Origin of the sequence: Flavobacterium tibetense (assembly GCF_003293845.1) — a bacterium.
Classification (GTDB): Bacteria; Bacteroidota; Bacteroidia; order Flavobacteriales; family Flavobacteriaceae; genus Flavobacterium; species Flavobacterium tibetense.
On record NZ_QLST01000008.1, the window covers coordinates 24766 to 39469 of the forward strand.

At 33.4% G+C, this 14704-nt stretch carries 15 protein-coding genes; 14 read left to right on the plus strand and 1 reads right to left on the minus strand.

The genetic code is table 11. The annotated features are described in order from the left end of the window. The first annotated feature begins 22 nt into the window (after positions 1-22). The 13 genes from DPN68_RS07470 to DPN68_RS07530 all read left to right on the plus strand — a co-directional run bounded on the left by DPN68_RS07470 (position 23) and on the right by DPN68_RS07530 (position 11358). Complete coding sequence (locus DPN68_RS07470) at positions 23-586, plus strand: YceI family protein (RefSeq protein WP_113989029.1); 564 nt, start codon at positions 23-25, stop codon at positions 584-586. 77 nt (positions 587-663) lie between these two features. Next, the gene (locus tag DPN68_RS07475; RefSeq protein ID WP_113989030.1) at positions 664-1326 is read left to right on the plus strand and encodes a peptidoglycan DD-metalloendopeptidase family protein; all 663 of its coding nucleotides are present in this window, start codon (positions 664-666) and stop codon (positions 1324-1326) included. Positions 1327-1534: 208 nt separating this feature from the next. Further along, positions 1535-2935 carry an anthranilate synthase component I family protein gene (locus DPN68_RS07480; protein ID WP_113989031.1) on the plus strand — a complete coding sequence of 467 codons (1401 nt, stop codon included), beginning with the start codon at positions 1535-1537 and terminating at the stop codon, positions 2933-2935. A 39-nt stretch (positions 2936-2974) separates the two neighbouring features. Beyond that, a complete protein-coding gene (locus DPN68_RS07485) occupies positions 2975-3541 on the plus strand; it encodes an anthranilate synthase component II (protein ID WP_162298405.1) in 567 nt (188 codons plus the stop codon). A gap of 43 nt (positions 3542-3584) precedes the next feature. After that, positions 3585-4577, plus strand: a complete 993-nt coding sequence (gene trpD / locus DPN68_RS07490) for an anthranilate phosphoribosyltransferase (RefSeq protein WP_113989032.1) — start codon at positions 3585-3587, stop codon at positions 4575-4577. Between the two features lie 96 nt (positions 4578-4673). Further along, the gene (gene trpC, locus DPN68_RS07495) at positions 4674-5459 is read left to right on the plus strand and encodes an indole-3-glycerol phosphate synthase TrpC (protein WP_113989033.1); all 786 of its coding nucleotides are present in this window, start codon (positions 4674-4676) and stop codon (positions 5457-5459) included. A 377-nt stretch (positions 5460-5836) separates the two neighbouring features. Further along, the gene (locus DPN68_RS07500) at positions 5837-6472 is read left to right on the plus strand and encodes a phosphoribosylanthranilate isomerase (RefSeq protein ID WP_239987054.1); all 636 of its coding nucleotides are present in this window, start codon (positions 5837-5839) and stop codon (positions 6470-6472) included. Further along, positions 6456-7643 carry a tryptophan synthase subunit beta gene (gene trpB, locus DPN68_RS07505; protein WP_113989035.1) on the plus strand — a complete coding sequence of 396 codons (1188 nt, stop codon included), beginning with the start codon at positions 6456-6458 and terminating at the stop codon, positions 7641-7643. The genes DPN68_RS07500 and trpB overlap by 17 nt, the downstream gene beginning before the upstream one ends. A 165-nt stretch (positions 7644-7808) precedes the next feature. Next, on the plus strand, positions 7809-8570 hold the full coding sequence (gene trpA / locus DPN68_RS07510) for a tryptophan synthase subunit alpha (protein ID WP_113989036.1): 762 nt from the start codon (positions 7809-7811) through the stop codon (positions 8568-8570). A gap of 136 nt (positions 8571-8706) precedes the next feature. Then, positions 8707-9141, plus strand: a complete 435-nt coding sequence (locus DPN68_RS07515) for a hypothetical protein (protein WP_113989037.1) — start codon at positions 8707-8709, stop codon at positions 9139-9141. 2 nt (positions 9142-9143) lie between these two features. Then, complete coding sequence (locus DPN68_RS07520; RefSeq protein ID WP_113989038.1) at positions 9144-9683, plus strand: hypothetical protein; 540 nt, start codon at positions 9144-9146, stop codon at positions 9681-9683. Between the two features lie 166 nt (positions 9684-9849). Continuing rightward, on the plus strand, positions 9850-10755 hold the full coding sequence (locus DPN68_RS07525; protein WP_113989039.1) for an Abi family protein: 906 nt from the start codon (positions 9850-9852) through the stop codon (positions 10753-10755). Positions 10756-10857: 102 nt separating this feature from the next. Further along, positions 10858-11358 (plus strand): hypothetical protein, encoded by a 501-nt coding sequence (locus tag DPN68_RS07530; RefSeq protein ID WP_113989040.1) that lies wholly within the window; start codon positions 10858-10860, stop codon positions 11356-11358. 26 nt (positions 11359-11384) lie between these two features. Here DPN68_RS07530 and DPN68_RS07535 read toward each other — a convergent pair whose 3' ends face one another. Next, positions 11385-12731, minus strand: a complete 1347-nt coding sequence (locus DPN68_RS07535) for a DEAD/DEAH box helicase (protein WP_113989041.1) — start codon at positions 12729-12731, stop codon at positions 11385-11387. A gap of 256 nt (positions 12732-12987) precedes the next feature. Here DPN68_RS07535 and DPN68_RS07540 point away from each other — a divergent pair, with 256 nt between their 5' ends. Then, the gene (locus DPN68_RS07540) at positions 12988-14703 is read left to right on the plus strand and encodes a M14 family zinc carboxypeptidase (protein WP_113989042.1); all 1716 of its coding nucleotides are present in this window, start codon (positions 12988-12990) and stop codon (positions 14701-14703) included. Position 14704: the final 1 nt, after the last annotated feature.

Sequence of the window (14704 nt, forward strand, 5' to 3'; positions counted from 1 at the left end):
TAATAACAAATAAATAATTAAAATGAAAAATTTAAAATCAATTGCATTAGCTGTAGTAGCTTTAGTATCGTTTACTGTAAACGCCCAAACTAAAAAAATAAACGTAGAAAAAAGTAACATTCACTGGATTGGAAAAAAAGTAAGTGGTCAACACGATGGAACTATCAAAATCAAAGATGGTGCTTTGGTAATGAAAGGAGACAAAGTAACTGGTGGAAAATTCACAGTGGATATGACTACTATCAACACTACAGATTTAACTGGTGACATGAAAGGAAAATTAGACGGTCACTTAAAAGCAGATGATTTCTTTGGTGTTGAAAAATTCCCAACAGCTACTTTAGAATTCAAAAAAATTGGTGATAAAGGAAACGGAACATACTCAGTAACTGCTGATTTAACTATCAAAGGAATTACTAATCCTGTAACTTTTGACTTAGTAGTAAACGGTTCAACTGCAACTACTAAAGTAATCATCGACAGAACAAAATATGACATTAAATACAAGTCAAAAAGCTTCTTCGATAGTTTAGGTGACAACTTCATCTACGACGACTTCGAATTAGAAGTAAGTTTAGTAATGTAAATCACAAAAAAGGGAAAAATTGCTATAATAAGTCTGAAGAAATTCAGGCTTATTTTTTTATATTCGTAGAAAAAAATATGAACTTTCTAAACCAATTACCCAAAACGCAAGTCATTCAATCAACTTTTGAAAAAGACAATTATGTTTTTTTGGATTTGTCTGTAACCAATGAAGAACTCGCTAAAATTGACGTTAGTAACGTTAGTGCTTTTCAAGACTATTTGAACGCTTTATACCAAAAAAACAATGCTAACATTGCGTACGGCGGTTACAACGAAAAACGAAATTTATATCGAAAAAGCAATGTTTTCAAACAAAATGAAGCCAAAGAACGTGACATTCACATTGGTTTAGATTTGTGGATTGAAGCCGAAACACCCATTTTAGCCGCTTACGATGGCGAAATTCACAGCTTCCAAAACAACGAAGGTTATGGCAATTACGGCCCAACCATCATCATAAAACACGAACACAACGGAGAAATTTTTCATACCTTATACGGACATTTATCAGTAAAAAGTTTGGAGAATAAAACCATTGGTCAAAAAGTAAAAAAAGGAGAAATCATCGCAACGCTAGGCGACGAATCCGTGAATGGAAACTATGCACCACATCTTCATTTTCAACTAATTAAAGACATGCAATCGCATCACGGAGATTATCCCGGCGTTTGCCACGAAGACGATTTAGAATACTATTTAAACAATTGCCCAAATCCTGAACAAATATTAATTTTTTAAAATAATTTGGTTATTCAAAAATTAATTAGCAATATTTGCATCATACAATAGTAAAAAATGATTTCAATTTTAAACAATACTTGGTGGTGGTCTAACTTACGTCAAACGTCGTGAGCGAAACCTGCTATAGTATCATTTAAAACCAAATACATAGAAAAGGCTTGTCAATCACGACAAGCCTTTTTTTATTGCTAAAAATTAAAAAATTATGAAAAAATATAAATTAAATACCAACTTCAAACAAATTCTAGCCGACACCATTACGCCAGTGAGTGTTTATTTAAAAATTCGCGATAAATTTCCAAATAGTATTTTATTGGAAAGTTCTGATTATCATGCGAATGACAACAGTTTTTCGTACATCTGTTTCAATCCGATTGCTTCCATAAAAGTGGAAAATCAAAAAATTGAAACGAATTTTCCAGATGGTTTTTCAGAAATCATTCCAATTGATTCCGATGTTAATGTTGCCAAAGAAATCGAGAATTTCGCTAATCAATTCCAAACCGAAAAATCTGATTTTAAATTCATTACGCAAGGATTATTTGGTTATTTAGCTTATGATGCCATTCAATATTTTGAGAAAGTTACGATTGCTGAAAAGTCATTAGAAAACAAAATTCCTGAAATCTTTTACGCTGTTTATCAAAACATTATCGCAATTAATCATTTCAAAAATGAAGCGTATTTGTTCTGTCATAGCTTTAATGGTAACAACAATATCGCTGAAATCGAGCAATTATTACAAGCAAAAAACTTTGCTTCTTTTTCCTTCCAAAAATCAGGAAATGGAACATCCAACTTAACTGATGACGAATTCAAAAACTACGTTTCGTTAGCCAAAAGACATTGTTTACGTGGCGATGTATTCCAATTGGTATTGTCTAGAAGATTTTCACAAGGTTTCAAAGGCGATGAATTCAATGTATATCGCGCTTTACGAAGCATCAATCCATCTCCATATTTATTCTATTTCGATTATGGAAATTTCAAAATATTCGGCTCATCACCTGAAGCGCAATTGGTAATCAAAAATAATTTGGCAGAAATTCACCCAATAGCAGGAACATTCAAACGCACAGGAAACGACGAACAAGATGCTGAATTAGCCAAAAAACTAGGAGAAGACGCCAAAGAAAATAGCGAACACGTCATGCTAGTCGATTTAGCAAGAAACGATTTAAGCAGAAGTTGCCACGAAGTAAAAGTAGAAAAATACAAAGAAGTGCAGTTTTTCTCGCACGTGATTCATTTGGTCTCAAAAGTCACTGGGAAATTAAAAGAAAAGCATACTTTTATGGAATTAGTAGCCAAAACCTTCCCAGCAGGAACATTAACCGGAGCACCAAAAGTAAAAGCTATGCAATTGATTGAAAACATTGAAAAAACCAACAGAAGTTTCTACGGTGGCGCCATCGGAGTATTAGATTTTGAAGGCAATTTCAATCACGCGATTATGATTCGTTCCTTTTTGAGCAAAAATCATACCCTACATTTTCAAGCCGGAGCCGGAATTGTAGAAAGTTCCTCCGAAGAAAACGAAATGCAAGAAGTATACAACAAATTAGGCGCTTTACAAAAAGCACTAGATTTAGCAGAAAATATTTAAACGTTTCAACTAACCTGAAACTTGAAACTTGAAACAAAAATTATGAAAATAGCAGTTATAGACAATTACGACAGTTTTACCTACAATTTAGTCCACTATTTAGAGGATTTGAATGCCAATGTAACCGTTTTTAGAAACGACGAATTTGAATTGAATGAACTAGAAAAATTTGATAAAATTCTACTTTCGCCAGGATCAGGAATTCCAGATGAAGCGGGATTGTTGAAAGACGTTATCAAAAAATATGCTTCAAGCAAAAGTATTTTTGGCGTTTGTTTGGGTTTACAAGCTATTGGAGAAGTTTTTGGCGGACAATTAACCAACTTAGAAAAAGTTTATCACGGAGTCGCTACCAAAGTCACAAAAACCGAAGACGACTTCATTTTCAACAATTTACCAAACGAATTTGAAGTGGGTCGTTACCATTCTTGGGTGGTTTCCAATGAAAACCTTCCAGCCGATTTAATCGTAACTTCAACTGATGAAAACGGTCAAATTATGTCGATGAAACATGCTCATTTTGATATTCGAGGTGTGCAATACCATCCTGAAAGTGTCTTAACGCCTTTTGGAAAAAAAATCTTAGAAAATTGGCTTCAGAATTAGTGTTCAGAAGTCAGTTAGAAGTGTTCAGTCAATAAAAAATCAAATGAAAAATATATTAAATCGATTAATCAATCACGAAATTTTAACCAAAGAAGAAGCCAAAGACGTTTTGGTAAACATTTCCTCAGGAAGTTACAATCCAAGTCAAATTGCGGCTTTTATGACGGTTTACATGATGCGAAGCATTACCATTGAAGAGTTATCAGGTTTCCGTGAAGCTTTGTTGGAATTGTGTATTCCAGTTGATTTTTCTGCTTACAATACCATCGATTTGTGTGGAACAGGTGGCGATGGAAAAGATACGTTCAACATTTCCACTTTAGCTTCTTTCATCGTAGCGGGTGCTGGAATTAAAGTCGCCAAACACGGAAATTACGGCGTTTCTTCGATTTCAGGATCAAGTAATGTAATGGAAAAAATGGGTGTAAAATTCACTAATAATCAAGATTTTCTAACCAAATCCATCGAGGAAACCAATATTGCCATTTTGCACGCACCACTTTTTCACCCTGCTATGAAAAATGTGGGTCCGATTCGAAAAGAATTAGGCGTGAAAACGTTTTTTAATATGTTGGGACCAATGGTAAATCCTTCCTTTCCACAAAATCAAATGGTGGGTGTTTTTAGTTTGGAATTGGCCAGAATGTATGCGTATTTGTACCAAAACACTACTACCAACTACTCTATTTTACACGGATTAAGCGGTTTTGATGAAGTGTCTTTGACAGATGAAGTAAAAATCATTTCCAATGCAACCGAACAAATTTTAAAACCAATAGATTTCAAATTACCCGAATGTAAATTGGAAGCCATCAAAGGCGGAACAACCATTGATAAAGCTGCAAAAATTTTCTACGATGTCATTTCTAGAAAAGGAACAATCGCTCAAAATAATGTGGTTTGTGTCAATGCAGCGATTGCTATTCAAACCATTGAAAAATCAAGTTATGACGAAGCTCTAGCCAAAGCACAAGAAAGTTTAACTAACGGAAAAGCATTGGAAAAATTGAAAAAATTAATTGAAATAAGTAATTAATAGTTGTCAATTCGAGCGAATGCCTGTTCCGAATTATCGGAATTGAGAACTTATGAACATCTCAACTCCGCTCGATGTGACAAAAAAATAATAGCTATGAATATTTTAGATAAAATCATCATCGACAAAAAACGAGAAGTCGAATTAAAGAAAAGCATCATTCCAGTTTCACAATTGGAAGCTTCAGTTTTGTTCAACTCTCGAACGTATTCCATGAGTAAATTATTAAGAAACAGCGTTTCAGGAATTATTGCGGAACACAAACGTCGTTCGCCATCAAAATTGGTGATTAACAACAATCATTCGTTGGAAGATGTGGTTTTGGGTTACCAAAATGCTGGCGTTTGCGGGATTTCGGTATTAACGGATGGCAAATATTTTGGTGGCAGTTTAGACGATTTGTTATTGGCAAAAGCTTCGGTAAATGTTCCGTTGTTACGAAAAGAATTCATTGTTGACGAGTATCAAATTTTGGAAGCCAAAGCACACGGAGCCGATGTAATTTTACTTATTGCCGCGGTTTTAACCCGAGAAGAAATCAAACAGTTATCTGAATTTGCTCAAAGTTTAGCATTGGAAGTATTATTGGAAGTCCACAATTTGGAAGAATTAGAAAAGTCGATTATGCCAAGTTTAGACATGATTGGCGTAAACAATCGCAATTTGAAAACATTTGAAGTGAGTTTGGATTACAGCAAACAATTAGCAGCTAAAATTCCAGACGAATTTGTAAAAGTTTCCGAAAGTGGTATTAGTTCGGTTGAAGCGGTAAAAGAATTACAACCTTTTGGTTACCAAGGTTTTTTAATGGGTGAACATTTCATGAAAACCGAAAATCCAGGTTTGGAAGCTAAAAGATTTATAACCAACTTAATTTTTTAAAAATGATCCACTTAATTTTTGAAATTAACCACATAGAAACATAGATTAAAAATGTAAGAGGAATTCTCAGTAAACATAGACTATGAAAACTTAAAAAAGTGAAACGCCTCAACTAAGTAAACCAAAAACTATGTTTCTATGTGGTAAAAAAGGTAAAATATAATGATGTTATTAAAGATAAACATAGACTATGAAAACTTAAAAAAGGGAAACGCCTCAATTATGTAAACCATAAAACTATGTTTCCATGTGGTGAAAAAGGTAAAATATAATGATGTTTTTAAAGATAAACATAGACTATGAAAACTTAAAAAAGGGAAACGCCTCAATTAAGTAAACCAAAAACTATGTTTCTATGTGGTAATAAATAAAAGAAAATGAAAAAATTAAAAATCTGCGGCATGAAATATCCAGAAAACATTACAGAAATTGCCGCGTTACAACCAGATTACTTGGGTTTTATTTTCTGGGAAAAATCGAGTCGGATGATGGATGTTGGATTGCTTCCTGAACTTCCTGAAACTACCAAAAAAGTTGGGGTTTTTGTAGATGCTACGGCGACAGAAATTCGATCGAAAATTAATCAATATCAATTGGATATCGTACAATTACACGGCAACGAATCCGCAAATTTTTGTACCGAAATCAAACAACTGAATGTCGAAATTATCAAAGTATTTTCCATTGGTACTAATTTTGATTTCAGCGTTTTAGAACAATTTCTTCCAATGGTTGATTATTTTCTTTTTGATACCAAAGGAAAACTGCCTGGCGGAAACGGCGTTACTTTCGATTGGAATGTATTGGAAAATTATCCATTTGAAAAACCGTTTTTCTTGAGTGGTGGCATTGGAATAAATGAAATAGAAGCGATTATAGAGTTCCAAAAAACCAAAGTGGCTGAAAAATGTATCGCTATCGACGTAAATAGTCAATTTGAAACAAAACCCGGCTTGAAAAATACAATTGAATTAGAAAAATTTAAAAAATTGCTTTATGAACACGAAATATAACGTAGACGAAAACGGCTTTTACGGCCAATTTGGAGGCGCTTTCATTCCTGAAATGTTGTATCCGAATGTAGAAGATTTAAAAGAGAATTACCTAAAAATCATGGCAGAACCTTCTTTTCAAGAAGAATTTAATGAGTTGTTGCAACAGTTTGTAGGACGACCAACGCCTTTGTATTTTGCCAAAAGATTATCGGAAAAATACAATACAAAAATCTACTTAAAACGAGAAGATTTGTGTCATACTGGCGCGCACAAAATCAACAACACGATTGGTCAAATTTTAGTTGCCAAACGCTTAGGAAAAACCCGAATAATCGCAGAAACTGGCGCTGGTCAACACGGCGTAGCAACAGCAACGGTTTGCGCTTTAATGGGATTGGAATGCATTGTTTATATGGGTGAAGTCGACATCAAAAGACAAGCGCCAAATGTGGCTCGCATGAAAATGTTGGGCGCAGAAGTTCGTCCAGCCACTTCGGGTTCGAAAACCTTGAAAGATGCCACAAATGAAGCGATTCGCGATTGGATAAACAATCCGATTGATACGTTTTATATCATTGGTTCGGTGGTTGGACCGCATCCTTATCCCGATATGGTAGCGCGTTTTCAAAGTGTGATTTCCAAAGAAATTAAGTCCCAACTCCTAACGCAAGAAGGCAGAGAAAATCCAGATTATGTAATTGCTTGTGTTGGTGGCGGAAGTAATGCTGCTGGTGCTTTTTACGAGTTTTTAGATGAAGAATCCGTAAAGTTAATTGCTGTAGAAGCGGCTGGACATGGCGTAGATTCTGGTGAAAGCGCTGCGACATCTGTTTTGGGGAAAATTGGCATTATTCACGGAAGCAAAACCTTATTAATGCAAACCGAAGACGGACAAATCACCGAACCGTACTCCATTTCCGCTGGATTAGATTATCCTGGTGTTGGGCCACTTCACGCGCATTTACACGATACCAAACGTGCAGAATTTATTGCTATAACCGATTCAGAAGCCATGCAATCTGGATTGGAAATTTCAAAAACAGAAGGCATTATTCCTGCCATAGAAACGGCTCACGCTTTCTCAGTTTTGGATAAAAAACAATTTGAACCCAACGAAATTGTAGTCATCAACTTATCAGGAAGAGGCGACAAAGATTTGAATACGTATATTGATTATTTTAAATTTTAATTTATTAAGACACAATTTTTTTAAACCACAAAGACACAAAGAAGGCACAAAGCTCACAAAATATTATAAATCTTCATGTTAAAAGCTTTGCGGTTTAATTTAGTAAAACATAAAAAAAACTTTGTGTCTTTGTGCCTTCGTGGCATAAACTTAGCATCTTAAAAAATGAACAGAATAAACCAAAAATTACAAGAAAACAAAAAATTGCTTTCGATTTATTTCACAGCAGGATTTCCGAAATTGAACGATACCGTTTCCATTATTCAGGAATTGGAAAAAAACGGTGTGGAAATGATTGAAATTGGCTTACCATTTTCCGATCCATTAGCGGATGGTCCAACCATTCAAGAAAGTTCGACACAAGCTATTGAAAACGGCATGACGACTTCGCTCCTATTTGAGCAGCTGAAAGACATTCGTAAAAGTGTAAAAATTCCTTTGATTATCATGGGCTATTTTAATCCGATGATGCAATTTGGTATAGAGAAATTTTGTCAACAATGTGCGGAAGTTGGCATTGATGGCTTGATTATTCCTGATTTGCCTTTGTACGTTTACGAAACCGAATACCAAGCGATTTTCGAAAAATACAACTTGAAAAACATCTTTTTGATTTCGCCACAAACTTCAGTAGAACGCATTCAGCAGATTGATGCGGTTTCGGATAGTTTTATTTACATGGTGAGTTCGGCTGCGGTAACGGGAAGTCAATCGGGTTTTGGTTTGGAGCAAATGGAGTATTTCCAAAGAATTGTTGATTTGAACTTAAAAAATCCTCAAATTGTAGGTTTTGGTATCAAAGACCAAGAAACTTTTCAACAAGCCACAAAACACCAAAAAGGCGCCATTATTGGAAGTGCGTTTATCAATTTCTTAAAAGAAAACCCGATTAGTGAAATTCCAAAATTCATTGAAAACATCAGGTAAAAAAAATAAACCTTAAAAAGACTCAAATCCCAAATTCCAAAAAATACTGGACTTGGGATTTTTTTGTAGGGGAATTTGGTTGTTTTGATTATATTTGATTTTTTGTAATTATTTTAAACTTATGTTAATTAATTAAATGAGAAATTATATTAAAGTAGCAATTCTGATTTTATTTTTCGGAATTTCAAATACTACTTTTGCTAAAGTAGAAACTGACACATTAACGACTTGGAAATTAACGAAAGATTCAGAGTTATTAATTCAAAGTAATTATTTTAATTCAAAAATTTACACAATCGAATTGAATATTACAGATGAATATGAGAATTTGAATTTATTTGTTTTTTACGACTATAATTCTAGAATTATAAAACGGGAAGTAAAATTTATAACTGAAAATAAAATTATAGCCGAATTTCAAGATGAAAATGATAGTAGATTAGCTTTCAAATTACCCAAAAAGAAAATTGATAAATTAGTTTCAAAATACTTGAATGAACCTATTGCAATTATCTATCATGACCATTTAAACAAAAATGGAATTTTAATAGGTTTTATATTATTTAAATAAAAATGACCAAATCAGAGAAAAACATAATCATTATTGCTTTTCTAATAATACTAGTCGATATTTTTCTAATGAAATATTGGATCAGTATAATTAAACCTTATCCTTTCATGTCATTAGGTGTGGAGTCTTATAGATTGGAAATAATTGGGGCAAATATTCTTATTGCTTGCCTTGTTTTCTTTTTTAATAAAAAGTATTCTGTTGTGTTCTTAATTAATTCTTTTATCAGTTATTGGATATTTTCATTTTTTTTGAATTCTTGGATAGAAAATCATCCTTACACAAAAACCAACTATGAATTTAAAATTGAAAACAGGAATTTTAAATTAGAAATCTCTGAAAACCCAAATTATTATTCAATTTATGAACTAAAATCAAAGGATAGCATTCAAAAAATGGAAATGGGTATGAATGAAAGAATTGGAGATAGTATTTTACTTCAAGGGGTCAAAAAAGGTTTAATTTATAATATGTATTTTTATAATAATGAACTTATCGGATTTCCTGAGAATCCAAAACCTATTGAGGTATTTAAAAAATAAAATAACTTACCTAGCTATTTCAATTTTTAATAACCTAAAGACGCTATAAAAAAACATAAAAAATTTGGTACATTTAAAAAAAGTTGTATTTTTGTACTAATCGAACTCGCCACGCTTCATTACTTTATTGTAACGCGTACCCAGGCGGGTCTTTTTTTTATAGTATATGCCAAACAGAAAAGATTACCCAAAAAAGATACTCTCTTTTGATAAACAAATTGAGTTACTTCAAGAAAGAGGAATGATTATTAATGATGTTGAAACCGCAAAGAGTTTTCTCAAAAACATCAGCTATTTCAGATTACAAGGATTTTGGTGGGAATTTCAGATTGATAAAAACAATCATACATTTAAACCAAATACTACTTTTGAAAGTGTCATTGACTTATACACTTTTGACCGCAAATTAAGACTTCTTCTATTTGATGCTCTGGAACGAATCGAAATTGCACTTCGAACAAAGATGATTTATTATTTGTCTATTGAAAAAGAACAATGGTGGTTTGAAGACAAAAATATATTCTTTAATGAAAGCTTTTTTATTGATTCATTAGATGATATTGATAAAGAATTAGCAAGAACTAAAGAAATTTTCATTGAAAGCCATTACAACAAATACAGCAATGAAAACAGACCACCAGCCTACAAAACTTTAGAAGTGGTTTCATTCGGTTGTTTGTCAAAAATATACAGTAATCTTAAAAACGATATTACAGCAAAAGACCGAATTGCAAAAGAATTCAACTTACCAAATGCTAGTTTCTTAAAAAGTTGGCTTCAATCTTTTAATACCATACGAAATATTATTGCTCATCATAGCAGATTATGGAATAGAAACATAGATTTCCCTCCAAAAAGTTTACACAAGACGGAATTTAACTTCATCGAAATTCCATCAAATTTAAATTCTGTTTTTCATTGCATTTCTTGTATAGTATTTGTTTTAAATAAGGTTTCAGAAGGTCACACCGTAAAAGAAAAAATTATAGAATTATTAAATGAAAATCCTTCAATCGCACTTGATGAAATGGGATTTCCAAAAAATTGGAAAGAACAACCTTTATGGAGCTAAAATAATTGGTAGTAGAATAAGATAATTATTTGTTTAACTTTGAAGGAAATTGGTATATTTGGAATTGTTAAGACATGTCATTAATTCATCAAAATTAAGAAAATGAAAATATTACCAAGTGAAAAGTTAACCCTTATTACCGAATTTTCAAAAACAGAAGTAATAGAAAAATTAAAATCTAGTAGTATACCAAAACAAAGTTTCAGTCATAGGAATAAAATTATTTTAACCGATAAAAAATTTGAAGGAAGTATCATTGGTGATTGTTTTAATGTAACAAGAATTATAAATTATAGAAATTCATTTCTTCCTGTAATTAATGGAAAAATTATTGATAAATTTAGTGGTACTGAAATTGAAATTGAATTGAAACCAGCATCATTTGTGAAAGGATTAATGACACTTTGGTTTGCAGGAGTTTCATTCGCATTCATTTCGACTTTGTTCGGTGCAATTTTCGGAGAGACACCAATTCACGTTGTTATATTCCCATTGTTTATGTTATTAATGGGATTTGGAATATTGAAATTTGGATTTTCAACAGAAAGTGAAAATTCAAAAAAAGATTTGATAGAGGTTTTACAAGCTAAGGTAAAGAAATAAATTAGCTTAAAACTTTTCATCAAACCCTACTCCTCTTCCTTCTTAATCACTTTCCTTGCTACTTCAATTTTGTATTTCTTGCCTTTCATTTTTTCGTCTTTGATGTTTTGCAGCAAGGTTTTTACTTTAGCATATTTTACCGCTACAAACGAAATGAAATCTTTCACTTCAATCAAACCGATGTCGTCTTTTTCTAGTTGGCCTTTTTGAGAAAAGAAACCTACAATGTCAATTTTATTCAGCTTATTTTTCTTGCCGCCGCTAATGTATAGCGTTTGATACAAAGGTGCTTTGGGTAACGATTTCGCATTGGAAACATCTAATCTTCGTTTGCCATAATCAAAATAATCGGCTTTCTTTTCGGTTTCGTGGATGATAACGTAGGCGGTTCCTGTGGCTAACATACGAGCGGTTCTTCCGTTACGGTGCGTGAATTCGTCTTCTTTGGCTGGTAAATGGTAATGAATTACGTGTTTCATTTCAGGAATATCCAATCCTCTTGCGCCTAAATCGGTTGTAATCAAATACGAAACACTACCATTTCTAAACTGAATCAACGCTCGTTCGCGCTCGTCTTGGTCTAATCCGCCGTGGTAGTACGTGGAAATAATTCCTTTGGCAGTTAACATTTCATGAATGCGTTCCACTGCTTCTCTATGGTTGCAAAAAATTAGCGCTGCTTCCGAATTCAACGAACAAATCAACTGAAAAAGCGAGTCAATTTTATCTTTCGATTTCGAGAATACAATACGAATATCTAAATTCTCATTCTGTTTTTCTTTGGGAATAAAATCGACAACTTTTGGGTTAATCACTTTGGTATATTTCGGAATCTCAACACCTGAAGTCGCAGAAACTAAAACGCGTTTGTTAGCTCTAGTAATTTTCCCAATGATATACGACATTTCTTCATGAAAACCCAATTGCAACGACTTATCAAATTCGTCTAAAACATAGGTTTTGATATTTTCGGTAGCAAAACTGCCACGGTCTAAATGATCGGCAATTCTTCCAGGTGTTCCAATTAAAATGGCTGGTGGATTACTTAAATTATTGATTTCAATATCAATCGAATGGCCGCCATAACACGTATTGACTTTGTAATGCGTGCCCATTTTTTTCCAAACTTGTTCAATTTGCAACCCTAATTCACGCGAAGGAACTAAAATTATACATTGCACGCCTTTTATGTCTTCTTCCAATAATTGGAAAATAGGCAATAAAAACGCCAAAGTTTTCCCCGAACCTGTTGGAGAAAGCAATAAAACATTATCTTCATTTAAAATAGCATGTTGCGCTACTTCTTGCATTTTGTTTAAACTTGGAATACCAAGATTCAAAAGAACATTGTTGGAAAACGGATTTCGACTCATACGGCAAAGATAGTGATGATTGTTGATTTAAGCTATTTCATTCTTAAATTAACCTATTTAATGATTTTAAATGAGTAAAGATTTAACCACATAGAAACATAAGGGAAAAAGAATAAAATAGCCCAAAGTTGGGTTACAGATAGCCTATGTGAACTAAAAGAGAGTAAAAACGACTTTTTTCAACTAACAATTAACCTATGTTTCTATGTGGTTCAAGTAAAAAACTTTATTTTTGAAACTCAAATTTCCTTTCAATATGCGATTACTAAAATTCAGTTTGTTTTTCTTTTCAATAGTAACATTGGCACAAAATAAATTGGTAACCCCTTATGAAACAGGCAACGGCAATCAAACCACTACATACGAACAATGTATTGCTTTCTACCAAAAATTAGACGCTGCTTTTCCAACCATCCAAATGATAGAAAAAGGCAAAACCGACAGCGGAAAACCCTTGCATTTGGTCTTGTTTTCAGCCGATGCCAATTTTGAATCAAATGCCAATAAAACCGTAATTCTAATCAACAATGGTATTCATCCTGGAGAACCTGACGGAATTGATGCTACTATGATACTACTTCGCAATTTAGCCACTGGAAAAGTAAAAGCGCCAAAAAACGTATTGTTTGCAGCGATTCCAGTATATAACATTGGCGGTATGTTGAACCGAAATTCCTATTCAAGAGCCAATCAAAACGGTCCAGAAGCTTACGGTTTCAGAGGAAATGCAAGAAATTTTGACTTAAACCGCGATTTCATCAAATCGGATTCTAAAAATTCAAGAAGTTTTCAAGCCATTTTTTCAGAATTACAACCTGATATTTTCCTAGACAATCACGTTTCCAACGGAGCGGATTACCAATATACCTTTACTTGCATTGCAACCCAACATGAACGTTTGGGCGGCGCATTGGGAGAATTTTTCATTAATGAAATGTATCCCGAAATGGTGAAAGACATGCAAAAAAAGAAAATTGATGTGGTACCGTATGTGAATGTTTACGGCACTACGCCAGAAAAAAACGGTTTCAATCAATTTCCAGATACGCCAAGATATGCAACAGGTTACACCACTTTATTCAACACTTTAGGATTCGTTCCCGAAACACACATGTTGAAAGCCTACAACAAACGCGTGAAAGTAACTTACGAATTCATGGTAAGTGCGATTTCTTATGCTGAAAAAAATCATGCTAAAATTAAATCGGTTCGAGCTGCTGCTGCGACTACTTATAAAGCGGGTGATTCGTATCCAATTGATTGGGCGATTGATTCTTCCAAAGTTTCGTATATCGATTTCAAAGGATTTGAAGCGGGTTATAAACCAAGCGACGTTTCAGGAAAAAACCGTTTGTATTATGATAGAAGTCGCCCTTTTACGAAGAAAATTCCGTTTTATGGCAAGTACAAAGCGACTCAATTTGTGACCGTTCCAAAAGCATATATGATTCCACAATCGCAATGGCCAGTTTTAGATGTATTGCTATTGAACAAAATGGAATATTCCCAATTGAAAAAAGATACGATTATTGAAGTAGAAACCTATAAAATTGCGCAATACGAAACGGCAAAATCGCCTTACGAAGGACATTACGGACATTACAATACCAAAGTAGAGCGTCAAACGGAAAAAATACAGTTTTTCGCTGGTGATTATGTGTTTTCAACCGAACAAAAAGGTATTAAATATTTATTGGAAACACTAGAACCCGAAGCCGTTGACAGTTATTTCAATTGGAATTTCTTTGATGCGATTTTACAACAAAAAGAATATTTTTCGAGTTATGTTTTTGAAGATTTAGCTAAAGAATTTCTGGATAAAAACCCAAAAATCAAAGCCGAATTGGAACAGAAAAAACAAGAAGATAAAAAGTTCGCAGAAAACGGCGCCGCTCAATTAGACTGGGTGTACAAAAAATCACCGCATTACGAAAAAGCGCATTTGTTGTATCCGGTTTTTAGGGTGAATTAGA

What these genes read in the sequence shown, in the direction of transcription:
- DPN68_RS07470 (WP_113989029.1), top strand. Translation starts at nt 23, where the DNA reads ATGAAAAATTTAAAATCAATTGCATTAGCTGTAGTAGCTTTAGTATCG.
- DPN68_RS07475 (WP_113989030.1), top strand. Translation starts at nt 664, where the DNA reads ATGAACTTTCTAAACCAATTACCCAAAACGCAAGTCATTCAATCAACT.
- DPN68_RS07480 (WP_113989031.1), top strand. Translation starts at nt 1,535, where the DNA reads ATGAAAAAATATAAATTAAATACCAACTTCAAACAAATTCTAGCCGAC.
- trpD (WP_113989032.1), top strand. Translation starts at nt 3,585, where the DNA reads ATGAAAAATATATTAAATCGATTAATCAATCACGAAATTTTAACCAAA.
- trpC (WP_113989033.1), top strand. Translation starts at nt 4,674, where the DNA reads ATGAATATTTTAGATAAAATCATCATCGACAAAAAACGAGAAGTCGAA.
- DPN68_RS07500 (WP_239987054.1), top strand. Translation starts at nt 5,837, where the DNA reads ATGAAAAAATTAAAAATCTGCGGCATGAAATATCCAGAAAACATTACA.
- trpB (WP_113989035.1), top strand. Translation starts at nt 6,456, where the DNA reads ATGAACACGAAATATAACGTAGACGAAAACGGCTTTTACGGCCAATTT.
- trpA (WP_113989036.1), top strand. Translation starts at nt 7,809, where the DNA reads ATGAACAGAATAAACCAAAAATTACAAGAAAACAAAAAATTGCTTTCG.
- DPN68_RS07515 (WP_113989037.1), top strand. Translation starts at nt 8,707, where the DNA reads ATGAGAAATTATATTAAAGTAGCAATTCTGATTTTATTTTTCGGAATT.
- DPN68_RS07520 (WP_113989038.1), top strand. Translation starts at nt 9,144, where the DNA reads ATGACCAAATCAGAGAAAAACATAATCATTATTGCTTTTCTAATAATA.
- DPN68_RS07525 (WP_113989039.1), top strand. Translation starts at nt 9,850, where the DNA reads ATGCCAAACAGAAAAGATTACCCAAAAAAGATACTCTCTTTTGATAAA.
- DPN68_RS07530 (WP_113989040.1), top strand. Translation starts at nt 10,858, where the DNA reads ATGAAAATATTACCAAGTGAAAAGTTAACCCTTATTACCGAATTTTCA.
- DPN68_RS07535 (WP_113989041.1), bottom strand. Translation starts at nt 12,731, where the DNA reads ATGAGTCGAAATCCGTTTTCCAACAATGTTCTTTTGAATCTTGGTATT.
- DPN68_RS07540 (WP_113989042.1), top strand. Translation starts at nt 12,988, where the DNA reads ATGCGATTACTAAAATTCAGTTTGTTTTTCTTTTCAATAGTAACATTG.